Source organism: Cryobacterium sp. BB307 (assembly GCF_012274275.1).
In the GTDB taxonomy this organism is placed as follows: domain Bacteria; phylum Actinomycetota; class Actinomycetes; order Actinomycetales; family Microbacteriaceae; genus Terrimesophilobacter.
Map to the genome: position 1 here is coordinate 306,745 of NZ_JAANZA010000001.1, position 20,146 is coordinate 326,890.

Here is a 20,146-nt window from a genome sequence, read left to right on the forward strand (position 1 = left end):
GAATCTCGGGGATTGGGCCGCACCCGCATCCCGAGACGCGCGTGAGTACGCGGTCCGCAACCGGGCGTCTCGACGGGGTGGAGTGGTGTCTCGGGGGCACCGCTCCACCCTCTTTTTCGCCTGGGCCAGCGGATAGGCTGGTGCGGTGGCCGTAGACACCTCTCGAATCTCCCAGCGCATCGGTTCCATCGCCGAATCGGCGACCCTCAAGGTCGACGCGAAGGCCAAAGCGCTGCAGGCGCAGGGGCGACCGGTGATCTCCTACGCTGCGGGGGAGCCGGACTTTCCGACTCCGGCGAACGTGGTCGAGGCGGCGTCCGCTGCGGTACTCGACCCGCGCAATTACCGCTACACGCCCGCTGCCGGGCTGCCGGAGCTGCGCGAGGCGATCGCCGAGAAGACCGCGCGGGACAGCGGGCTGACCGTCTCGCCGTCGCGGGTGATCGTGACCAACGGCGGCAAGCAGGCGGTCTACCAGTCGTTCGCCACGCTGCTCGACCCGGGCGACGAGGTGATCATGCCGACGCCGTTCTGGACCACCTACCCCGAGGTGATCAAGCTCGCGGGCGGTGTGCCGGTCGAGGTTTTCGCCGGCGCCGACCAGGACTACCTGGTCACCGTCGAGCAGCTCGAAGCCGCCCGGACGCCGCGATCGAAGGTGCTGCTGTTCGTGTCGCCGTCGAACCCGACCGGCGCGGTGTACTCCGCCGAGCAGACCAGGGCCATCGGCGAGTGGGCGCTTGCGAACGGGCTGTGGGTGATCAGCGATGAGATCTACCAGAACCTGGTCTACCCGTCTGACGGCTCGAAGCCGACCGCGCTCTCGATCGTGGATGCGGTGCCCGAGCTCGCCGACCGCACCATTCTGGTGAACGGTGTCGCCAAGTCGTACGCGATGACCGGATGGCGGCTGGGCTGGATGGTCGGCCCGGATGACGCCATCAAGGCGGCCGCCAACCTGCAGTCGCACCTCTCCAGCAACGTCTCCAACATCTCGCAGCGCGCGGCCATCGCGGCGCTGACCGGCCCGCAGGACACGGTGGAGCAGATGCGGCTGGCGTTCCAGCGCCGGCGCGACACCATCATCCGGGAACTGAACCTGATCGAGGGCCTGCACGCGCCGATGCCGGAGGGCGCCTTCTACGCGTACGCCGACGTCAGCGGGCTGCTCGGCCGGGACTGGGGCGGTGTGACCCCGACGACGTCGCTTGAGCTGGCCGATCTCATCCTCGAGCGGGCCGAGGTCGCGGCGGTGCCGGGCGAGGCGTTCGGGCCGAGCGGCTACCTGCGGTTCTCGTACGCGCTCGGCGACGAGCCGCTGCTGACGGGCATCAAGCGCCTGCAGCAGCTGTTCTCTTAGCAACCAGTCGCCCCTTGTGGGGCCGTTGTGAACCAGTCGCCCCGGTGGGGCCGTTAGCGTGAGGCAGATGTCCGCGGAGCAGGAAGTCACGGCTCGCACGAGCCTGTTCTCGCCGCGCTACTTCTGGACCACCATCGGCGCGAACGCGCTGGTCTTCCTCGGCGCGTTCGAGGCGCTCGCGGTCACCACCGTGATGCCGACCATCAGCCGGGAGCTGAACGGGCAGGCGCTGTACTCGGTGGCCTTCTCGGGGGCGCTCGCCGCCTCGGTGATCGGCATGGTCGCATCCGGGCAGTGGGCGGACCGGCGCGGCCCGTCGGTGCCGCTGATTGCCGCGACCATCGTGTTCATCGCCGGGTTGCTGGTGTCTGGGTTGGCGACCGACATGGGAGTGTTCCTGGTCGGCCGGCTGCTGCAGGGTTTCGGTGCCGGGGCGATCAACGTCGCGCTGTACGTGATCGTGGCGCGACTGTACCCGGCTGTGCTGCATCCGCGGATCTTCGGCATGTTCGCGGCGGCGTGGGTGCTGCCGTCGATGATCGGTCCCCCGATCGCGGGCCTGATCGCCGACACCTTCAGCTGGCACTGGGTGTTCCTCGGCGTCGGCGGGCTGGTGGTGCTCGCCGGGGGTGCGGTTGTGCCCACGCTGTTCCAGCTGCGCTCGCTGCCGAACGGCGCGGGGGATCCGGATGCCGTGGGCCGGCGCGGCTGGGTCGCGATCGTGCTGTCGGTGGTGGTGGCCGCCGCGGTGCTCGCGATCAGCCTGGGCGGTGAGGCGGGCGGGGCGTACTCGTGGGTGATCGCCGCTGCTGCGCTCGCCATCGTGGTGGTGGCGGTGCGGCCGCTGCTGCCGCGGGGTGCGCTGCTCGTGCGGCGGGGTCTGCCGGCGACCGTGATGCTGAAGGGCGTCGCGGCGGCGACGTTCTTCGCGACCGAGGTGTACTTGCCCTACCTGCTCACCGAGCGGTACGGGCTGGCGAGCTGGCTGGCCGGTCTCATCCTGACGGTCGGCGCGGTGTCGTGGGCGCTCGGCTCGGCGCTGCAGAGCCGCATCGGCGAGCGAATGGAGCACGCGGCGGTCCTGCGGCTCGGCTCGGTGGTGCTCGTGGTCGGGGTTGCGGTGCAGTTCCTGACGGCGTGGCTGGAGCTCTCGCCCGTCGTCGCTGCGGCCGGATGGTTCGTGGCCGGTGGCGGGATGGGCCTGATCTACCCGCGCATGGGCACGCTCGTGCTCGGCCACTCGACCGAACGGGACCAGGGCTTTAACAGCGCGGCGCTGTCGATCGCCGACTCGGTGGGTGGCGCGACGGCGATCGCGTTCGCGGGGCTGATGTTCGCGGTTGGGCTGGGACTCGGCGTGAACCCGTTCGCCAGCGCGCTCGCGCTCACCGCGGTGATTGCCGTGCTTGCGGTGCCGGTGGCGTTCCGGGCGCGTTGACCGCGTCGTTGTTAACCCGTCTCAAGGAAATTCGCCCCCTCGAGGACGGATGGCGGGCATCCGGGCACCCTCCGGTGAGAGTTTCCTTGAAACGGGTTAAGCGAGGCGGCGCTCGAGTTGGTCGAGCAGCGGGCGCTGGCTTTTCACCAGCTTTGCCCTGGCGCCATCGAGAGTGAACCAGCGAGCGTCGTCGATCTCCGGGAACTCTTGTATCCGTCCCGAGTGCGGCGGCCACTCGAGCGCAAAGGTGTTGCTTTCGATCCGGTCGACCTCGAAGTCGGCTTCCGCGGTGAACACGGTGATGATCTTCCCGGATGCCATCCGCACCTGCCCGAGGTGTTGATAGTCGGCATCCGGAGCGGGTGTACCGATCTCCTCCTCGAACTCGCGCATGGCGGCGGCGAGCGGTGCCTCGCCGTCGTCGTACAGGCCTTTCGGCACCGACCAGGAGGCGTCATCCTTCTTCGCCCAGAATGGTCCGCCCATGTGCGCGATGAACACCTCGATGGCGGGCGTGCGGCGGTACAGCAACAGGCCCGCGCTGGTCTCAGCCACGCGCCCACCCTACGACCACGGCCCCCGCCACACCTGAAGCCCCCGAGTTGCCCACTTCGGCCCCTGTTTCGGTCCTATTTCGGGGCCAAAGTGGGCAACTCGGTCGTGGGGCGAGAATGCTGTGGACAGTTGGACGCGGCGAAGGCGGGGGCGCGTCATCCTCGTGGCATGCCTTCACAATTGCCGGAGCCGCTTACGGACGGACCCTTCCGAGTCATGGATGGCGAGTACCACGGCGTGACGCCGAAGCGGTTACGCGGGCGCGACATGGATCGGTCGGTGTGGGGCGTCCGCGGCAGGGCGAATGAGGAGTCGATCCGCACCAGATGCGAACTTCTTGCGGTTCGGATGCCCACGGACGCGTTCTTCAGTCACACGACGGCAGCCCTTCTCCTCGGTATCCCGTTTCCGCCGAGCCTTGCCGAGCAACGGGCCATCCACGTATCGGTGCCGCGACCGCAGCGCGCACCGCACGCATCCGGTCTCAAGGGCCACAGTCTGACCATCGATGGCGATACCGAACTCGTCTACGGTTCGACGCTTGTCCACACGAGTGCCGCACGCACTTGGTGCGACCTCAGCGGCATCCTGAAGCTCACCGACCTGGTAGCGGCCGGCGACTTTCTGCTCCACTGGGAAAATCCATTGACCACAAGGGAGGAGCTGGGGAGCGTCGCTGGCCGAATGTCTCGACGTCGTGGAAGCCGAAACCGGGCCGCAGCGTTTCCACTCCTGAACGACCGGGCTGAGTCTCGACCGGAGTCCATCCTGCGGGTTCTCATTCACCTTGCGGGTCTGCCCACGCCGAGGATCTACCACGAAGGCTGGTATGTCATGGAGCTGAATGCGGACGACTTGAGGAATCCCGAGGAATTGATCGCTCGCATCCGGCGCGTGCTTCTGAAGCGCGGATGGCGCCCCTAGACCCCCATTTGCCCACTTTGGCCCCTGTTTCGGGCCGATTTAGGGGCGGAAGTGGGCAACTCGGCATTTGGGTGTGCACACGCGCGGGGCAGGGCGCGGGGCGCGGCAGGCAGGGGCTAGAGCAGCTTGCGCCCCAGCGCCCACGCGGTGAGCTCGTGGCGCGACGACAGCTGCAGCTTCCGCAGCACCGCCGACACGTGCGTCTCTACGGTCTTGATCGAGATGAACAGCTCGGAAGCGACCTCCTTGTACGCATATCCGCGCGCGATCAGCCGCATCACCTCACGCTCCCGCGCCGACAGCCGGTCCAGCTCGTCATCGTGCACCGCCTGCTCACCGCTGACCGCGCCGAACGCGTCCAGCACGAACCCGGCCAGTCGCGGCGAGAACACCGCATCACCGCTCGCCACCGTCGCCACCGCGGCGCTCACCTCAGCCCCGGAACTGCCCTTCGTGATATACCCGCGCGCACCGGCCCGGATCACCCCGACGACATCCTCGGCCGAGTCAGACACGCTCAGCGCCAGGAACTTCACCCGCTCGAACAGGTCTGCCGAGCGCTTCAGCACCTCCGCACCACCACCACCGGCTCCGCCCGGCAGGTGCACGTCCAGCAGCACCACCTCGGGCTCCAGCTCGGCGATGAGCCGCACCGCGGAGTCGACATCCTCCGCCTCGCCAACCACCTCGATCGCATCGTCCAGATCGGCGCGCAGCCCCGACCGGAAGATCGAGTGGTCGTCGACGATCAGCACCCTAGTCATCACTGGCCTCCACATGCAGGTGAACCTGCGTTCCCACGCCGCCGACCCCCGCGCTCACGGTAGCCTGCCCGCCTGCGCGCGCCATCCGTCCGATGATCGATTCCCGGATGCCGAGCCGGTCGGCGGGCAGCTTCGTCAGGTCGACGCCTGGTCCGCGGTCACGCACGAACACGTCGATCGCCGACCGCGTCGTCTCGATGTACACCGACACATCCCCGCCGGCGTGCCGGGCGGCATTCAGCATCGCCTCGCGGGTTGCCGCGACGACGGCCGCCGCGGGCGCCTGGCTCTCCTCGCCGGTCGCCACCACCTCGATCCGCACCGGGAAGTCGATCTCGATCGCCCCGGCCAGGTCCCGGATGTCGGTGGCCAGGTCCGCCCCGGTCGGCGCGGTCCCGCCGAACAGCCAGTCCCGCAGCTCGCGTTCCTGGGCGCGGGCGAGTCGCGCCACCTCGGTTCCGGTGCCGGCCCGGTTCTGGATCACCGCGAGCGTCTGCAGCACCGAGTCGTGCAGGTGCGCGGCGATCTCCGCGCGTTGCTCCTCCCGCACCCGCCCGGCGCGCTCGGCCATCAGGTCGGTCCACAGCCGCACCACGCTTGGGGCGGCAACCGCCGCAGCGCCGAGCACGATCATGAACACCGCGAGCACTGCGGTCAACGCATCCGGTCGCGCACCGCGCGACAGCAGCAGCAGCACGCCGGTGAGCACCAGCAGCCCAGCACTGAACGACCTGACGAGCAGCCGGTAGCGCGGGCCCTTGCTCGGATCTTCCCGGTCGAGCCCGATGCTCCAGGCAACGGCCGCACCGGTGAGCAGGATGGTCAGCAGCACCAGGAAGTAGGGAGAGGTCTCCGAATTCGCGGTCGCGATGGCGACCATGGCCGCAACCGCCCCCGCGCCGAGCAGCCACGCGCTGGTTGCGAACGACCGCGTCACTGGCGTGCGCTCGGTCGCATCCAGAGGGATGAAGACCCACATCCAGAGGTACAGCAGCACGCCCGCACCGCCGAACAGCGACAGTCCCACGAACGACCAGCGCACGCGCGTCACCGACCAGCCCAGATGGGCGGCGAGCGCTTCGGACACGCCGGCCACCAGCATCCGGCGCGGCCGGATGAGCGGGGGTCGGGTCGTTGTCTGCACGGGTCAATCCAAGCAGACGCACCCACCCGGGGGACCCGCTCGGGGCCGGAATCAGGGGGCGATCAGGGCAGACCCTGATGGCGAGCCGACTTCACCGAGCGCCACGATTGAGGCATGCCAACAGAAACTCCCAACACCACCGAGACCGGCGGCGCAAACCGGTTCTTCGACTGGATCCGCGGACTCGATGTCCGCCGCGAGCCCGGCTGGATCGGCGGCGTCGCCGCCGGTGTCGCCGCGCGCCTCGGCATCGACCCGCTCATCGTCCGCGGGATCATCGTCGTCGTTGCCATCCTGGGCGGTCCGGCGCTGCTGCTGTACGCGGCGGCCTGGCTCCTGCTGCCGGACACCAACGACCGGATCCACCTCGAGCGCCTCTTCAAGGGCGAGTTCGACGGGGCCATCGCCGGCATCGGCGTACTGTTCCTGCTCGCGCTGCTCCCGTTCTCACAGGGCTTCTGGTTCGCCGGGCCGTGGGCATGGGATGAACCGTTCTGGGGCTTCAGCGTCGGCCGGATCATCTGGACTCTCGCCATCATCGGCTCGATCGTCTGGCTCATCATCTGGCTGGCGACTCGCAATTCCACCACCACCCCCGGAAGGACCTACTTCATGACCTCCGCAACGGATGCCTCATCCGACGCCATCCAGAACGAGGAGGCTCCGACGCCTCCGCCGGCCGCTCCCCCGACCGACCCCGACGAGCTGGCCGCGTGGAAGGAGCAGCAGGCCGAGTGGAAGCGCGAGCACGCCGCCTGGAAGGAGCGCCAGAACGCCTACCAGCGTGAGCGCCTCGCAGAGGAGAGCCGCATCCGGGCAGCGCAAGCGGCCGAGCAGCGCCGCCAGTGGGCCGAGGAGCACCAGCGCACCGCCGCCAACCCGGTGGTCACCCTGATCGCGATCGGTGTCGCACTCATCGCCGGCGCGGCCACCGCGCTGATCCTCGCCGATGGCGCCTGGTCGCTCAGCGCGACCATCACCGGCATGGCCGTCACCCTCGGCATCCTCGGGCTCGCGGTCGTGATCAACGGCTTCAGCGGCCGCCGCAGCGGCGGTGCGGGTGGCCTCGGCGTTTTCGTCGCCATCGCCCTGGTGTTCACCTCCGCGTTCGGATTCGTCGGCGGCCCGGTCATCATCGACAACGCGCTCCAGTGGCAGCCCAGCTACGCGGAGGGCGACTCGCAGCGCCGCACGGTCATCAGCGGCGACTCGTCGATCGACCTCAGCGACTACTTCGACAACGCCCGGGATGACGACGGCTACGTCGCCCTCACCGTGATCGCCGGGAACGCGGATGTCACGGTGCCGGCCGACGAGCACAGCGAGGTCCACACGCGCATCGTCGCGGGGAACGTGAACTTCCAGGGCGAGCGCAGCCGCGGCGGCGCGGTCATCAACACCGTCGAGGAGTTCGAGCCGCGTGACGGTTCGGACCCGGACCGCACGCTCGTCATCGACGTGTGGGTCATCGCCGGCAACATCGACGTCAACCAGGCACAGAACTAGGAGCGCACACCATGTCAGAGCAGCAGACCAGCCCGGTGCGGCAGTACGATAACGGACCCCGCCGGGTGCGCGTGGGAACGGTGGTGTGGGGGTTCATCCTCATCGCCTTCGCCGCGCTGTACTTCAGCGGAGCGCAACTCGACCTCAGCAACGTCGGCCCCGGTGTCATCCTCGCCTGGGCGGTGATCGTGATCGGCGCGATCGCGCTGACCGGTGCGGTCGTCGCGGCCACCACCCGGAGACGCTGAGACACGCAGCATCAACCGATCGGTTGATGCACAATCCCATCGATCGGGGGCTGCCCTTTTGGGCGGCCCCCGAGCAGCATTTAAGGCATGACAAGAACCGACCCGGTCGTGAGCGTTCGCGACCTCAACAAGCGTTACGGCGACTTCGCCGCGGTGGACGGCATCTCGTTCGACATCGAACGCGGCGAGACGTTCGCGCTGCTCGGGCCGAACGGTGCAGGCAAGTCCACCACCATCGAGATCCTCGAGGGCTACCGCGACCGCACCGACGGCCAGGTCTCGGTCCTCGGCACTGACCCCCGCCACGGCGGGCTCGACTGGAAGGCACGCCTGGGCATCGTGCTTCAGAGCACCGGCGAGAGCGGCAACGTGACCGTGCGGGAGCAGCTTCGGCATTTCGCCGGCTTCTACCCGCACCCGCGAGACGTCGAGGAAACCATCGCCGCGGTCGGCCTCGAGGAGAAGGCGACGACGATGATCCGCAAGCTCTCCGGCGGCCAACGTCGGCGCGTGGATGTCGCACTAGGCATCATCGGACGTCCAGAGCTGCTGTTCCTGGACGAGCCGACGACCGGCTTCGACCCGGAGGCCCGCCGCCAATTCTGGGACCTGGTCCGCAACCTCAAGGCGGAGGGCACCACCATCCTCCTCACCACTCACTACCTCGACGAGGCCGCCCAACTCGGCGACCGCGCGGGCATCATCGTCGGCGGTCGGCTGGTTGACATCGGCGCCATCGGTGAGATCGGCGGGGCGGATGCGCGGGTGCCGCTCGTGCGCTGGCGCGAGGACGGCGAACTGCGCGAGGAGCGCACAGAGCACCCGGCGACGTTGGTCGCGCGGCTGGTCGCCGCATCCGGAACCGAACCCCACGAGGTCGAGATCGTGCGTCCCAGCCTCGAGGACGTCTACCTGCAACTGGTCCGCTCGGCCGGAGTCGAGCCCATCGCCGAGGAGGCCCTCGCATCATGACTACCTTGAACCCCACTCTCCCGGCCGGTCACACCGTTCGGCTCGGCGTCTCGCGGATCGGCTACGAGCTGAAGTCGTACTTCCGGCTCGGGGACACCGTGTTCTTCACGTTCCTGTTCCCGGTGCTGATGCTGTCGATCTTCGCCGTCGCGTTCTCCGACCTGCCGTTCGGCACCGCAGACGGCACCGAGATCAGCGCCGCCGCCTACTACCTGCCGGGAATGCTGGCCGCCGGCCTGCTTCTCAGCGGGGTGCAGAACCTCGCGGTCGACATCGCAATCGAGCGCGGAGACGGCACCCTGAAGCGCCTCGCGGGCACGCCGCTGCCAGTGTTCAGCTACTTCATCGGCAAGATCGGCCAGGTGCTCGTCACCGGCACGCTGCAAGCCGCGCTGCTGTTGACCCTCGCCCGGTTCGCGTTCGGCGTTGAGCTGCCCACCGACCCGCAGAGCTGGCTCACGTTCGCGTGGGTGTTCGTGCTCGGCATCATCACCTCCGCCGTGCTCGGCATCGCCCTCAGCGGCGTGCCGCGCAGCGGAAAGAGCGCAACCGCGGTGGTCATTCCGATCGCGCTGGTGCTGCAGTTCATCTCGGGCGTGTACCTGCCGTTCACGCAGCTGCCCGAGTGGCTGCAGAATTTCGCGAGCCTGTTCCCGCTGAAGTGGATGGCCGAGGGGATGCGCTCGGTGTTCCTGCCGGAGAGTTTCGCGGCGATGGAGGTCGGTGAGGCGTGGAATCTGCCCGGCGTTGCGATCGCCCTAGGCATCTGGCTCGTCGCCGGCCTCGTGCTCTGCCGGTTCGCGTTCCGCTGGATCCGCAAGGACAGCTGATCGTGCGAGGCGTGCGAAGGTAGGGACATGCAGTCTCTGAAGTGGTGGCACGTCGCCTTCATCGGCGTGCCACTGCTGCTCATCCCGGCCACCTGGCTGTCTGCTCAGCTCGATGTCACCGACTGGCTGATCTCCTGCGCGGCGCTCGTGCTGGTGAGCATCAGCTGGCTGGCATTCGGATGGCGGTCGTTCATGTCGCGCAGGGTGGCGATCGCGTTCCAGCTGCTGCTGCTGGTGCTGCTCGCGGTCGCGGTGGCCCATTCACCCAATGCCGCGACCCTGCAGGCGGTGCTGTTCCCGCTGGTGTGGACGCTGGCACCGTCCCTGCCGCGCGCGATCTGGGCGAACATCGCCGTCGCGCTGGCCACCGCGACGGGCTTCTACTTCGCGTACGACCAGAACCCTGACTCTTTCTTCGTCATCCTGATGATCGCGGTGCTGTCGTTCGGCATGAGCATGGCCATCGGGTTCTGGATCGGCAGCATCACCGACCGCGCCGACGAAGTGAGCAGACTGCTCGCCGAGCTCACCGAAGCGCAGGAGGAGATCGCCGCGATGAACCGCGATGCCGGTGTGTCGAGCGAGCGTGAGCGGATGGCCCGCGAGCTGCACGACACCATCGCGCAGAGCCTGACCGCGATCGTCATGGTGACGCAACGCGCGAAGGTGGACGCGGCATCCGGGGACACCGCCGGCCTGCTCGAGCGCCTCGACATCCTCGAGGACAGCGCCCGCCACGCGCTGGTGGAGACCCGCACCCTGGTCGCGGCGGGAGCACCCATCGAGGTGCACGGTGGGATCGTGCCGGCGCTGGGTCGGCTCGCCGAGCGCTTCGAGCGCGAGTCTGGCGTCCGGGTTCAGGTGCGGGCAGACGCGCTTCCCCCACTCAGTCGGGATCGGGAGGTGGTGCTGTTGCGATGCGCGCAGGAGTCGCTGGCCAACGTGCGGAAGCATGCCGAGGCTCGCACGGTGCGGATGCTCGTCGAGGATAAGGCGGGCGACGTGTGGCTGACCGTCGTGGACGATGGGCACGGGTTCGTCGAGCGTGCCGCCGGTGGCTTCGGGATCGACGGTATGCGTGACAGGCTCTCGCTCGTGAACGGCTCGCTCGACGTCAGCAGCAGCTCCGACGGCACCCGCATCGTGGCTCGCATCCCGGCGGGCGCCCAATGATCCGGGTGCTGGTCGCCGACGACCACCCGGTGGTGCGCGGCGGGATCGTGGCGCTGCTCGGCGCCGAGGACGACATCGAGATCGTCGGCGAGGCGACCACCGGACCGGAAGCTGTCGAGACCGCGATCCAGCTGAAGCCGGATGTCGTGCTCATGGACCTGCGGATGCCAGGCATCGACGGTGATGTCGCGACCGAGCGCATCCTCGCCGCCGAACCCGGCATCCGGGTGCTGGTGCTGACGACGTACGAGTCGGACGACACCATCCTGCGGGCGATCGAGGCGGGCGCGAGCGGGTACCTGCTGAAGGCGGCACCGACCGAGGAGCTGCTCGCTGGCATCCGCTCGGTGGCGCGCGGCGAGGTCGCGTTGGCGCCCACCATCGCGGCAAAGCTGGTGGCTCGGGTGCAGCGGCCTGCAACGCCGACCCTCAGCCCGCGCGAGCTCGAGGTGCTGGGCCTGGTGGCGCAAGGCCAGAGCAATCCGCGGATTGCGGCGGAGCTGTTCCTGTCGGAGGCGACCGTGAAGACGCACCTGCTGCACGTGTTCGAGAAGCTCGAGGTGAGCGACCGCACGCGCGCGGTGACGAAGGCGATGGAACTCGGGCTGCTCTAGAGCTCCAGGCCGACCAGGGTCGGCTCCGGCTGCAGGTGCACACCGAACTGGTTGACCACCCGCACCTGGATGTAGCGCGCCAGTTCGGCGATCTGCTCCGCGGTGGCGCCGCCGGTGTTGACGATCGCGAGTGTGTGCTTGCCGCTGACTGCCGCGCGGGAGCCGGGCAGCGAGAAGCCCCGCTGGATGCCGGAGTGTTCGATCAGCCAGGCCGCGCTGAGCTTCGCGAGCGGTTCATGCTCGGCGACGACCGGTGGGGGCGCGACGATTGCTGCGTCACCGGGCACGGCGTCCGGAAGCGGAAGCACGCGCGCTTCCGGCAGCGGATCGATGAGCCAGCGCGGCGGTTCACCGGGCAGCCCACGGGCGAAGTTCTCGCTGACGATCGGGTTGGTGAAGAAGGAACCGGCGCTCACCGAGTCCGGGTCGTCGGGCGAGAGCACCATGCCCTTGGATGACCGCAGCGCGAGCACCGCTTCGCGCACCCGCGCGAGCGGCATCCGGTCGCCCACCTCGACGCCGAGCGCTGACGCGAGCTGGGCGTAGCCGACCGGGCTGCCGTCGGCGCCATCGGTCAGGTGGAGTTCGATGGCCGTGACCACGCCGCGGCGACCCTGCTTGAGCGACGACGTGCGGTAGCCGAGTTCGAGCCCGGCGGCGGGGATCCGGATGACGCTGCCCTCGTCGTAGTCGAGGAAGTCGATCGCGACCAGGGTGTCGGAGAGCTCCTGGCCGTACGCGCCGATGTTCTGCACGGGCGCCGCACCGGTCGAGCCGGGGATGCCGGAGAGCGCCTCGATGCCTCCGAGCCCGCCCGCGACCGCGAAGGCGACGACCTCGTCCCACGGCTCGCCCGCCTGCACCCGGAGGGTGGTGCCGTCGCGTTCGATGCCGCGGCTGAGCACACGCACGACCCGGCCGTCGAAGCCGGCGTCGGAGATGACCAGGTTGGAGCCGCCGCCGAGCACGAGGAGCCGCTCGCCGGAAGCCCAGGCGTCCATGACCGCGGTGGTCAGCGCATCCGTCGTCTCGGCATCTATCAGCTCGCGCGCCTCGCCGCCGACCCGCAGGGTGGTGAGTTCGGCCAGCCGCATCAGGCGGTCCTGACCTTGGCTTGCGCCTTGCCGAGCACGGTACTGCCGTCGAAGCTGACGGTCAGGTCGATGCGTGCCCGGCCCTCTTCGATCGCGCCGACCTTCGCGACGACGGTGATGGTCGCGCCGTCGGCCGGGTCGACGACGACCGGACGGGTGAAGCGCACCTGGTAGTCGGTGACGCGGGCCGGGTCGCCGGCCCAGTCGACCACCGGCTGCACCGCGACGCCCATGGTCAGCATGCCGTGGGCGAGGACGCCGGGCAGGCCGACCGCGGCGGCCACGTCGTCACGGTAGTGGATCGAGTTGAAGTCGCCGGATGCGCCGGCATAGCGCACGAGGGAGTCACGCGTGAAGTGGTACTCGCGTTCGGCGACGACGTCGCCGACGGTGAGGGCGGAGGTGTCGGTCATTCGGCGCTCCTCACGACGAGGGTGGAGGTGGAGGTGACGACGTGCTCGCCTGCCAGGTCGGTGATGACAGTTTCCGCGGTGACCATCGAATTGCCGCCGAGGCTCTTGACGCTCGTGACCGTCAGCGAGGCGGTGAGCTCGTCGCCGGCGACGATCGGCCGGGTGTAGCTGAAGCGCTGGTCGCCGTGCACCGTGAGGGTGAGGTCGATGCCCGCGCCCGGCTCGGCGAGGAGCTGCGCGAGCGTGTGCTCCTGGATGACGATCGGGAAGGTCGGCGGTGCGACAACGTCGGCGTAGCCGGCTTCGCGCGCGGCATCCGGGTCGAGGTTGAGCGGGCTGGTGGCGAACACCGCACGGGAGAACTCGCGAATCTTCTCGCGGCCGACGAGGTACGGCGGGATCGGTGGGAACTGACGGCCGACGAGTTCAGGATTCACTGCCACTCGGTCATCCTAGCCAGAGCCGTCTGACCAGCTCCCGCTCACAGCGGGCACGTTAACGACCGAACCCCGGTCACCTACATGGTGGCCGGGGTTAAGGAATCTAAAGGTGCGAGCGCCTTACTGGCAGCTGTCGCACTGCAGAAGATCCATCGGGTCGACGGGAACGGCGTAGCCGCCGACGGTGTCGGTGTCGTTCTCCATGGTGCCTCCTCAGGTCTTCTCGTTTTTGTACTGGCTTGGTGGGTACCCACTATATAACGGGAATCACACTATTGTCATTCCCCTACATGTTGTGTTTTCGGCGTGTCGCCAGACTACTCCCCACCACCGACATTTCACCCTGAAAAGCGCCTCGAGTTGCCCACTTCCGCCCCGATTCGGTGCCCGAAATAGGGCCGAAGTGGGCAACTCGGCGGTCAGGCGTCGGTGCGCAGCACTGTCTCCGACCAGTGGTCGGGGTTTCCGAAGCGGTGGGCGGTGATCGCGATCGCCTGCTCGCGCAGGAACGGCAGCAGCTCGATCCGGCCGGACTCGGTCACCTCGTCCGAGTAGATCGCGAGATCCGGGGTTCCGCCGAGCGCCGCCGCGAGTTCGCTGTGGCCGCCGCCGATAAGCCGAACCCTCGTCGTGACGAGTCCCCCGCCGGCGACCCGCTTCAGCCATGCGGCGTCACTCTCGACCGTCACGTACGCCTTGTAGCCGTACAGCTCAACCAACAGATCGCGGGAGAGCGGCACGGCGCTGCTCACCGCCATCCGAGCGCCCGCCCGGATGCCGGCGGCAAGCACACGGACCAGGTCCCCCACGGCCCCGCCCTCGTTCAACCGCACCGTCACGTCGATCGGACGGTAGCGGAACACGTCGCGTTCGACACCGAGCGCCGACACGTCCTTCGCCCGGCCGAACTCGCGTTCCCAGGCCAGCTGGTCGCTCGCGGCGGAGCGCTGCAGGAACTCATCGCCGCCCGCGGCCTTCACCAGGCCGGCGACCGCTCCGCGGGGCTCGCTGCCTTCACGAGCCTCGGCCCGCTTCCAGCCGCCTAGGTGCACCAGGTAATTCGGTCCGCCGGCTTTCGCCCCGGCGCCGACCGACGAGCGCTTCCAGCCGCCGAACGGCTGACGGCGCACAATCGCGCCGGTGATCCCCCGGTTCACGTAGAGGTTGCCCGCCTGCACCGCGTCGAGCCAGGTCGCGAGCTCCGACGGCTCGAGCGAGTGCAGCCCAGCGGTGAGCCCGTAGTCGACGGCGTTCTGCAGCCGAATCGCCTCGGCCAAGCTGGAGGCGCGCATGATTCCCAGCACCGGACCGAAGAACTCGGTCAGGTGGAAGTCGCTGCCCTCGGTCACCCCGGTGCGGATGCCCGGCGACCACAGCCGTCCGGAGTCATCGAGCCGCTCCGGCTTGAGCAGCCAGCGCTCCCCGGCTCCGAGCTGGGTCAGCCCGCGCTCGAGCTTGCTGCCGGCGACGTCCTCGATGACCGGACCCATCTGCGTGGTCGGGTCGGTCGGGTAGCCGACGCGCAAAGTGGTCGTCGCGTCGACGAGCTGGCGCTCGAACCGCTCCGACCGCGCCACCGAGCCGACCAGGATCACCAGGCTCGCGGCCGAGCACTTCTGCCCGGCGTGCCCGAACGCGCTCTTGACCACATCCGACACGGCGAGGTCGAGGTCGGCCGACGGCGTGACGATGATCGCGTTCTTGCCGCTGGTCTCGGCCAGCAGCCGCAGGTCCGGGCGCCAGCCGCGGAACATCTCCGCGGTCTCGTAGGAGCCGGTCAGGATCACCCGGTCGACGCCTGGGTGCGAGACCATCCGCTGGCCAAGCTCGCGGTCCTTCAGGTCGACGAGGTGCAGCACCTCGCGGGGCACTCCGGCACGCCAGAGCGCATCGACCATCAGCGCGCCGACCCTCTGCGCCTGCTTTGCCGGCTTGACGACGACGCTGCTCCCGGATGCGAGGGCAGCCAGCACAGACCCGGCCGGGATGGCGAGGGGGAAGTTCCACGGCGGGGTGACGACGGTAAGCTTGGACGGGGCGAACTCGGCGCCATCCACCCGGTCGAGTTCCTCAGCGAGGGTTGCGTAGTAGCGGGCGAAGTCGATCGCCTCGCTGACCTCCGGGTCGCCCTCGGCGATGGTCTTGCCGGTCTCGTTGGCCATCACCGACAGCAGCCGGCCGCGGCTTGCCGCCAGTTCGTCCGCGGCGCGGCGAAGCACCTGCGCTCGGCCGGCGCCGCCGAGAGCCGCCCAGTCCCCGGCTGCGTCCAGTGCGCGCTGCATGATCGCGTCGAGCGTTGCGCCATCGGTGACCGCGGCCTCGGTCACGATCTCCTGCCCGATGCTGTCGTCCGCGGCATCCGCGATCACTCGAGCGCCCCACTCCCGGTTGGCCGGAAGCGCCGGGTCGGTGTCCGCTTCGTTCGCGAACTCAGGGCCGGCGGGTGCCGGCGAATCGAGCCGCGACTGCAGGCGGTTGCGCGAGGGCACCGTGTCGTCGACGTCACGCAGCGACGCGAGGAAGCGGTCCCGTTCACGGTTCCACAGCCGCTCGTTCTCGACCAGTTCGAATACAGCAGACATGAAGTTCTCCTGGCTCGCGTTCTCTTCGAGCCTGCGGATCAGGTAGCCGATCGCCACGTCGAACTCTTTGGGCTGCACGACCGGTGTGTAGAGCAGCAGCCCGCCGACCGACTCGCGCACGGCATCCGCCTGTCCTTCGGCCATGCCGAGCAGCATCTCGAACTCGACGCCGCGGGTGATGCCGCGCCGCGTCGCGAGCAGGTGTGCGAAGGCGATGTCGAATAGGTTGTGGCCGGCGACGCCGAGCCGCACCGCGGCGATGTTCTCCGGGGTGAGTGCTTCGTTCAGGATGCGCTTGTAGTGGGTGTCTGTGGCCTGCTTGCTGTGCCAGGTGGCCAGCTCCCAGCCGTGCACCGTCGCCTCGACAGTCTCCATCGCGAGGTTCGCGCCCTTCACGAGCCGCACCTTGATCGGCGCGCCGTCGTTCGCGACCCGCTCCTTCGCCCAGTCGAGCAGCCTGCGGTAGGCGGCGTGCGCATCCGGGAGGTACGCCTGCAGCACGATCCCCGCCTCGAGCTTCTGCAGCTGCGGCTGGTCCAGCAGCGCCATGAAGATCGAGATGGTCAGGTCGAGGTCGCGGTACTCCTCCATGTCCATGTTGATGAACTTGCGCGTCCTCGACGTCGCCGCGAGCTCGTACAGCGGCGTGAGCCGCTTGGTGACGCGCTCGACCGTCTCGTCGTACGACCACATGTTCAGCTGGCTCTCGATCGACGAGACCTTGATCGAGACGTAGTCGACATCGTCGCGCTCGAGAAGCGCCCGAGTGCCCGCGAGCCGCCGGTCCGCCTCGGCCTTGCCGAGCACGATCTCACCGAGCAGGTTGATGTTGAGCCGGATGCCCGGACGCTTCAGCTTCGCGATCGCGGGGCCGAGCTTCTCCGGGCGCGCGTCGACGATGAGGTGCGCGACCATCTGCCGCAGCACCGCGCGTGCGATGGGCACGACCGGCCAGGGCAGGATCGGCGCGGCGAACCCGCCGAGCTGGATCGCGAACCGCATGTACCAGGGCAGGAACGCCGGCACCCGGTGCGCGAGCTGCGCAAGGTTGACCGCGGCGACCCGGAGGTCCTCCGGTCGCACGACCCGGTCCACGAACCCGATGGTGAAGTCGAGGCCGTTCTTGTCTTTGAGCACCTGCGCGAGCAGGTGTGCGGAACGGCTGGAGCCGGCTCGTGCCCCGGTCCCGGCCCAATCCCTGGCCTGCGCGACTGCGGCGTCGGCGAGGTCCGCGGGGATCGTCTGGTGGGCGGTTGTCGTCGTTGGCATGGAGCAAATATAACCCCAAATTCTTGCCAGTTGGCAAGGTTTATGACGTGGTGTTTTCTACCGACTTCTTGACCGGCTCTTCGCCGGGGTCGGCCGGCGTTTCCTCGAGCTCTTCGAGCGGCACCGTGATCAGTGCGGCGACCAGCATTCGCATGATCTGGGCGACTTTCACATCGTTGCGGTCGTACAGCCACTGCAGCTGCAGCCCATCCTGCGCGCCGAGCACAGCACGCGCGGCGAGTTCGGGCGTCCAGCCCTCCTTGAGCACGCCGCGGTCGGCGGCACGTTGCAGGAACCGGCCCGTCGACTCGACGATCCGCTCATAGAACTCGCGGTAGTAGGCGTGCGCCGGATGCCCCTCCGTCGTCGCCTCGGCGGATGCCATGTTGTACAGCTCGATGACGCCGGGCATCCTTCGGTTGTCCTCGGCGAGCGAGATAAGTTCGCGAAGCGACATGCCGCTCGGGTCGTCGAAGTGGCGGCGGAGTCGCTCGTCACGTCGGCGGAGCACCGCCATCAGCAGCTCGTTCTTGGTCGGGAAGTAGTGCATGAGGGACTGGTGGCTGACCCCGACGCGCTTCGCGATCTCGCGCAGCGATGCGCCGTGCAAGCCGACCTCGCCGAACACCTCGAGTGCGGCGTCGAGGATCGCCTCTCGCTTGGCGACGCCCTTCGCGTAGCGACCGTTGACCGGCTGCGGCATCCGCTCTCCTTCCGCTGGGAACCCAGCCTAAGCGGATGCCGCAGCACGCCGGGTGTTCGCTCCCAACCCGTGACGCACTCACCCGGCTGGCATAGCATGTCCGAACATCCGGTCGCCTATCCGGGAGTCGCACCATGGTTCAGGTCCGCATTGCAGGGATTGCCCTCGATTCGCGCGCGCAGCCGATCATCCTGCTGAAGCCGCTGTTCGAGGAGCCGGGCACGGGTCGGATCCTGCCGATCTGGATCGGCAGCCAGGAGGCGACGTCGATCTTCATCGCGATCGAGGGCGCCGAGGCGCCGCGGCCGCTGTCGCACGACCTGATGAAGACCCTGCTGGAGACGGTAGGGGCTCAGGTGGAGCGCGTAGAGGTGACGCGCATCGAAGAGGGCACCTTCTACGCGGAGATCACGCTGCTGACCAGCGCCGGCAGGCTCGTGCTCGATTCGCGGCCGTCGGATGCGATCGCGCTCGCCTCGCGGATGGATGCGCCGATCTGGGTGGAGGACGAGGTGCTGGACGAGGCCGGCATCGTCGATCAGACCGAGCACCTGCTCGACGAGGACGAGAAGCTCGAGGAGTTCAAGAAGTTCCTCGATGACGTCGACCCCGAGGACTTTCAGGGCTGAGCGGTGTCAGTCGCGCGGCACCAGCCGGATGGTCAATTCGGCCACGGCGTCGCCGACCACGGTGCCGACGATCCTGGGGCCGTGGCGGTCGTACTTGGCGTGGTAGGCGGTATCTATCGCGGGGTGCACCCCTGGTGCCGCTTCGTCAAAGGTGACGTCACGCTCGACGCCCCCCGCTCGGATGCGTCCGGATCCGCTGGCTTTTGCCCTCCGGTACCAGCCGCTGTCCGGACCGTAGGCGGACCGGACGTAGAGGTCTTCGCCGACGCGCACCACCCACATTGTGACGAACGGCCGGAGCGAGCCATCCTGTCGCAACGATGACAGCTGCAACTCCTCGGCGGCGCCGACTTTCTCGAGCTCGTCGCTTGTCCAGGTGGTCATGGTCTCCTGAAAGTTCACGGTCGTCGGTGGCGCGGGGCAGACTGTTCGGCATGCCGACCTTGGATGACGTGAGCCGCGTCGCGGCCGACCTGCCGGGTAGCGAGGAACGGGCGACGACCGGCGGTGCGGCCTGGTTCGTCCGCAACAAACTGTACGCCTGGGAGTCGCACCCGTGGCCGAGCGAGAGCCCGGCGCTACGTGAGCTGATCGCATCCGAGCCGGTGATGGGCGCCAAGGTCGCCGACACCGACGAGCAGCGGGCGCTGCTCTACGGCTGGCCGGAGGTGTTCCGGATGTCGGAAGTGCGCTGGGGACAGCCGAAGGTGCTGATCCGGCTGACCCTCGTCGACCCGCAGCTTCTGGCCGAGGTCGTCACCGAGGCGTGGCGAAGCCAGGCGCCGAAGTACCTCCGCCGGGAATTCGACGGCGATCAGCCATAGAGGTCATCCGGGATCTGCGGACACAGAGCGTTGATCCGCCCCCATTCGCCAGGTGGCAACTTTGCCCCCGCGACCTCGCCATAGACAATCCAGCCGCCACCCTCGTTGTACGTCTCGAGAAACCGCTGCAAGCTCGGCGCGGGTGGCACGTCGTATCCCTCGGCTTCCAGACACGGCTTCAGGGTGTTCAGGAAGTAGTTATAGAGATGCGCCAATTGTGCTTCGCTCAATGGGCGAAGGTAGTCGGGGTGTAGCGGGTACGTGGCTTCGCACGTGTAGTAGGCCACTTGGAACGCCTCGCCCCCGCCTGTGCTGCTGATCGAACCCTGCGAGTCGACGACGACGTCATATCCCTGCTCGGCGAGGCAGTCCGCAATGGCCGTCGGTTGGTCGCTCTGCTCCACGAGCCGAACTCGTTCGACCTCCGGGCGCACTGCGTCCGCATACAGCAAGACGACCATCCTCCATGAGCCGTCGAGGCTCTCTTGAACCAGTTGCTCTTCAGCGGCGCTCAGCTTCGGCCCGGATGGCGTGGGCGGTTCCGACGTCGAGTCGCAACCACTCAGCAGCAGCACCGCCACCAAACCTGCGAGTGTGTTTCGCACGGCGAGCCGCGGCATTCCAGACTCCCTCGATCAGTGCGGCCGGCGTACATGGAGTAAGC

Annotated in this window: 21 protein-coding genes; 11 read left to right on the forward strand and 10 right to left on the reverse strand. The window is 68.5% G+C overall.

Features of this window, described 5'->3' with window-relative positions; genetic code table 11:
- Positions 1 to 145: 145 nt before the first annotated feature.
- Positions 146 to 1,360 (forward strand): pyridoxal phosphate-dependent aminotransferase, encoded by a 1,215-nt coding sequence (locus HGK58_RS01370; protein WP_168625767.1) that lies wholly within the window; start codon positions 146 to 148, stop codon positions 1,358 to 1,360.
- Positions 1,361 to 1,427: 67 nt separating this feature from the next.
- On the forward strand, positions 1,428 to 2,798 hold the full coding sequence (locus HGK58_RS01375) for an MFS transporter (protein WP_168625768.1): 1,371 nt from the start codon (positions 1,428 to 1,430) through the stop codon (positions 2,796 to 2,798).
- Between the two features lie 96 nt (positions 2,799 to 2,894).
- On the opposite strand, the gene HGK58_RS01380 is transcribed toward HGK58_RS01375, so the two are convergent.
- Positions 2,895 to 3,353 carry an NUDIX domain-containing protein gene (locus tag HGK58_RS01380; protein ID WP_168625769.1) on the reverse strand — a complete coding sequence of 153 codons (459 nt, stop codon included), beginning with the start codon at positions 3,351 to 3,353 and terminating at the stop codon, positions 2,895 to 2,897.
- Positions 3,354 to 3,482: 129 nt separating this feature from the next.
- Between HGK58_RS01380 and HGK58_RS01385 the strand changes: the two genes are divergently transcribed.
- On the forward strand, positions 3,483 to 4,277 hold the full coding sequence (locus HGK58_RS01385; RefSeq protein ID WP_168625770.1) for a hypothetical protein: 795 nt from the start codon (positions 3,483 to 3,485) through the stop codon (positions 4,275 to 4,277).
- Positions 4,278 to 4,393: 116 nt separating this feature from the next.
- Here HGK58_RS01385 and HGK58_RS01390 read toward each other — a convergent pair whose 3' ends face one another.
- Positions 4,394 to 5,041, reverse strand: coding sequence for a response regulator transcription factor (locus tag HGK58_RS01390; RefSeq protein ID WP_168625771.1), 648 nt, complete (start codon positions 5,039 to 5,041; stop codon positions 4,394 to 4,396).
- Positions 5,034 to 6,185, reverse strand: a complete 1,152-nt coding sequence (locus HGK58_RS01395) for a PspC domain-containing protein (RefSeq protein ID WP_349236093.1) — start codon at positions 6,183 to 6,185, stop codon at positions 5,034 to 5,036. Before HGK58_RS01395 ends, HGK58_RS01390 begins: the two co-directional genes overlap by 8 nt.
- Before the next feature lie 114 nt (positions 6,186 to 6,299).
- Between HGK58_RS01395 and HGK58_RS01400 the strand changes: the two genes are divergently transcribed.
- The 6 genes from HGK58_RS01400 to HGK58_RS01425 all read left to right on the forward strand — a co-directional run bounded on the left by HGK58_RS01400 (position 6,300) and on the right by HGK58_RS01425 (position 11,528).
- A complete protein-coding gene (locus HGK58_RS01400) occupies positions 6,300 to 7,691 on the forward strand; it encodes a PspC domain-containing protein (protein WP_168625772.1) in 1,392 nt (463 codons plus the stop codon).
- Positions 7,692 to 7,702: 11 nt separating this feature from the next.
- Positions 7,703 to 7,939, forward strand: a complete 237-nt coding sequence (locus HGK58_RS01405) for an NAD(P)(+) transhydrogenase (Re/Si-specific) subunit beta (RefSeq protein ID WP_168625773.1) — start codon at positions 7,703 to 7,705, stop codon at positions 7,937 to 7,939.
- Between the two features lie 87 nt (positions 7,940 to 8,026).
- Positions 8,027 to 8,911 (forward strand): ABC transporter ATP-binding protein, encoded by an 885-nt coding sequence (locus HGK58_RS01410; RefSeq protein ID WP_168625774.1) that lies wholly within the window; start codon positions 8,027 to 8,029, stop codon positions 8,909 to 8,911.
- Positions 8,908 to 9,741 (forward strand): ABC transporter permease, encoded by an 834-nt coding sequence (locus HGK58_RS01415; protein ID WP_168625775.1) that lies wholly within the window; start codon positions 8,908 to 8,910, stop codon positions 9,739 to 9,741. Before HGK58_RS01410 ends, HGK58_RS01415 begins: the two co-directional genes overlap by 4 nt.
- Before the next feature lie 27 nt (positions 9,742 to 9,768).
- The gene (locus HGK58_RS01420) at positions 9,769 to 10,914 is read left to right on the forward strand and encodes a sensor histidine kinase (RefSeq protein WP_168625776.1); all 1,146 of its coding nucleotides are present in this window, start codon (positions 9,769 to 9,771) and stop codon (positions 10,912 to 10,914) included.
- The gene (locus tag HGK58_RS01425) at positions 10,911 to 11,528 is read left to right on the forward strand and encodes a response regulator transcription factor (protein ID WP_168625777.1); all 618 of its coding nucleotides are present in this window, start codon (positions 10,911 to 10,913) and stop codon (positions 11,526 to 11,528) included. Before HGK58_RS01420 ends, HGK58_RS01425 begins: the two co-directional genes overlap by 4 nt.
- Here the strand turns inward: HGK58_RS01425 and HGK58_RS01430 are convergent.
- The 5 genes from HGK58_RS01430 to HGK58_RS01455 all read right to left on the reverse strand — a co-directional run bounded on the left by HGK58_RS01430 (position 11,525) and on the right by HGK58_RS01455 (position 18,029).
- Entirely contained in the window at positions 11,525 to 12,622 is a 1,098-nt protein-coding gene (locus tag HGK58_RS01430; protein ID WP_168625778.1) for a UDP-N-acetylmuramate dehydrogenase, read from the reverse strand. The genes HGK58_RS01425 and HGK58_RS01430 overlap by 4 nt on opposite strands.
- Complete coding sequence (locus HGK58_RS01435) at positions 12,622 to 13,035, reverse strand: MaoC/PaaZ C-terminal domain-containing protein (protein WP_168625779.1); 414 nt, start codon at positions 13,033 to 13,035, stop codon at positions 12,622 to 12,624. Before HGK58_RS01435 ends, HGK58_RS01430 begins: the two co-directional genes overlap by 1 nt.
- Positions 13,032 to 13,478 (reverse strand): MaoC family dehydratase N-terminal domain-containing protein, encoded by a 447-nt coding sequence (locus tag HGK58_RS01440; RefSeq protein ID WP_168625780.1) that lies wholly within the window; start codon positions 13,476 to 13,478, stop codon positions 13,032 to 13,034. The genes HGK58_RS01435 and HGK58_RS01440 overlap by 4 nt, the downstream gene beginning before the upstream one ends.
- 416 nt (positions 13,479 to 13,894) lie before the next feature.
- Positions 13,895 to 17,326, reverse strand: a complete 3,432-nt coding sequence (locus tag HGK58_RS01450; protein ID WP_168625781.1) for a bifunctional proline dehydrogenase/L-glutamate gamma-semialdehyde dehydrogenase — start codon at positions 17,324 to 17,326, stop codon at positions 13,895 to 13,897.
- A 40-nt stretch (positions 17,327 to 17,366) separates the two neighbouring features.
- Positions 17,367 to 18,029: a TetR/AcrR family transcriptional regulator gene (locus HGK58_RS01455; RefSeq protein WP_168625782.1), complete on the reverse strand. Its 663-nt coding sequence runs from the start codon at positions 18,027 to 18,029 to the stop codon at positions 17,367 to 17,369.
- A gap of 134 nt (positions 18,030 to 18,163) precedes the next feature.
- Here HGK58_RS01455 and HGK58_RS01460 point away from each other — a divergent pair, with 134 nt between their 5' ends.
- The gene (locus tag HGK58_RS01460; RefSeq protein WP_168625783.1) at positions 18,164 to 18,658 is read left to right on the forward strand and encodes a bifunctional nuclease family protein; all 495 of its coding nucleotides are present in this window, start codon (positions 18,164 to 18,166) and stop codon (positions 18,656 to 18,658) included.
- Between the two features lie 6 nt (positions 18,659 to 18,664).
- On the opposite strand, the gene HGK58_RS01465 is transcribed toward HGK58_RS01460, so the two are convergent.
- Positions 18,665 to 19,042: a DUF2255 family protein gene (locus HGK58_RS01465; RefSeq protein WP_168625784.1), complete on the reverse strand. Its 378-nt coding sequence runs from the start codon at positions 19,040 to 19,042 to the stop codon at positions 18,665 to 18,667.
- A gap of 50 nt (positions 19,043 to 19,092) precedes the next feature.
- On the opposite strand from HGK58_RS01465, the gene HGK58_RS01470 reads away from it, so the two are divergent.
- Positions 19,093 to 19,482: a hypothetical protein gene (locus tag HGK58_RS01470; protein WP_168625785.1), complete on the forward strand. Its 390-nt coding sequence runs from the start codon at positions 19,093 to 19,095 to the stop codon at positions 19,480 to 19,482.
- Here the strand turns inward: HGK58_RS01470 and HGK58_RS01475 are convergent.
- Positions 19,473 to 20,102: a hypothetical protein gene (locus HGK58_RS01475; protein WP_168625786.1), complete on the reverse strand. Its 630-nt coding sequence runs from the start codon at positions 20,100 to 20,102 to the stop codon at positions 19,473 to 19,475. The two genes, HGK58_RS01470 and HGK58_RS01475, sit on opposite strands and share 10 nt — an antisense overlap.
- Positions 20,103 to 20,146: the final 44 nt, after the last annotated feature.

Bases quoted from the DNA above. Each gene is read 5' to 3' on its own strand.
- HGK58_RS01375 (WP_168625768.1), top strand. From the start codon at position 1,428: ATGTCCGCGGAGCAGGAAGTCACGGCTCGCACGAGCCTGTTCTCGCCG.
- HGK58_RS01460 (WP_168625783.1), top strand. From the start codon at position 18,164: ATGGTTCAGGTCCGCATTGCAGGGATTGCCCTCGATTCGCGCGCGCAG.
- HGK58_RS01410 (WP_168625774.1), top strand. From the start codon at position 8,027: ATGACAAGAACCGACCCGGTCGTGAGCGTTCGCGACCTCAACAAGCGT.
- HGK58_RS01430 (WP_168625778.1), bottom strand. From the start codon at position 12,622: ATGCGGCTGGCCGAACTCACCACCCTGCGGGTCGGCGGCGAGGCGCGC.
- HGK58_RS01470 (WP_168625785.1), top strand. From the start codon at position 19,093: ATGCCGACCTTGGATGACGTGAGCCGCGTCGCGGCCGACCTGCCGGGT.
- HGK58_RS01390 (WP_168625771.1), bottom strand. From the start codon at position 5,041: ATGACTAGGGTGCTGATCGTCGACGACCACTCGATCTTCCGGTCGGGG.
- HGK58_RS01405 (WP_168625773.1), top strand. From the start codon at position 7,703: ATGTCAGAGCAGCAGACCAGCCCGGTGCGGCAGTACGATAACGGACCC.
- HGK58_RS01425 (WP_168625777.1), top strand. From the start codon at position 10,911: ATGATCCGGGTGCTGGTCGCCGACGACCACCCGGTGGTGCGCGGCGGG.
- HGK58_RS01420 (WP_168625776.1), top strand. From the start codon at position 9,769: ATGCAGTCTCTGAAGTGGTGGCACGTCGCCTTCATCGGCGTGCCACTG.
- HGK58_RS01450 (WP_168625781.1), bottom strand. From the start codon at position 17,326: ATGCCAACGACGACAACCGCCCACCAGACGATCCCCGCGGACCTCGCC.
- HGK58_RS01400 (WP_168625772.1), top strand. From the start codon at position 6,300: ATGCCAACAGAAACTCCCAACACCACCGAGACCGGCGGCGCAAACCGG.
- HGK58_RS01455 (WP_168625782.1), bottom strand. From the start codon at position 18,029: ATGCCGCAGCCGGTCAACGGTCGCTACGCGAAGGGCGTCGCCAAGCGA.
- HGK58_RS01475 (WP_168625786.1), bottom strand. From the start codon at position 20,102: ATGCCGCGGCTCGCCGTGCGAAACACACTCGCAGGTTTGGTGGCGGTG.
- HGK58_RS01415 (WP_168625775.1), top strand. From the start codon at position 8,908: ATGACTACCTTGAACCCCACTCTCCCGGCCGGTCACACCGTTCGGCTC.
- HGK58_RS01465 (WP_168625784.1), bottom strand. From the start codon at position 19,042: ATGACCACCTGGACAAGCGACGAGCTCGAGAAAGTCGGCGCCGCCGAG.
- HGK58_RS01435 (WP_168625779.1), bottom strand. From the start codon at position 13,035: ATGACCGACACCTCCGCCCTCACCGTCGGCGACGTCGTCGCCGAACGC.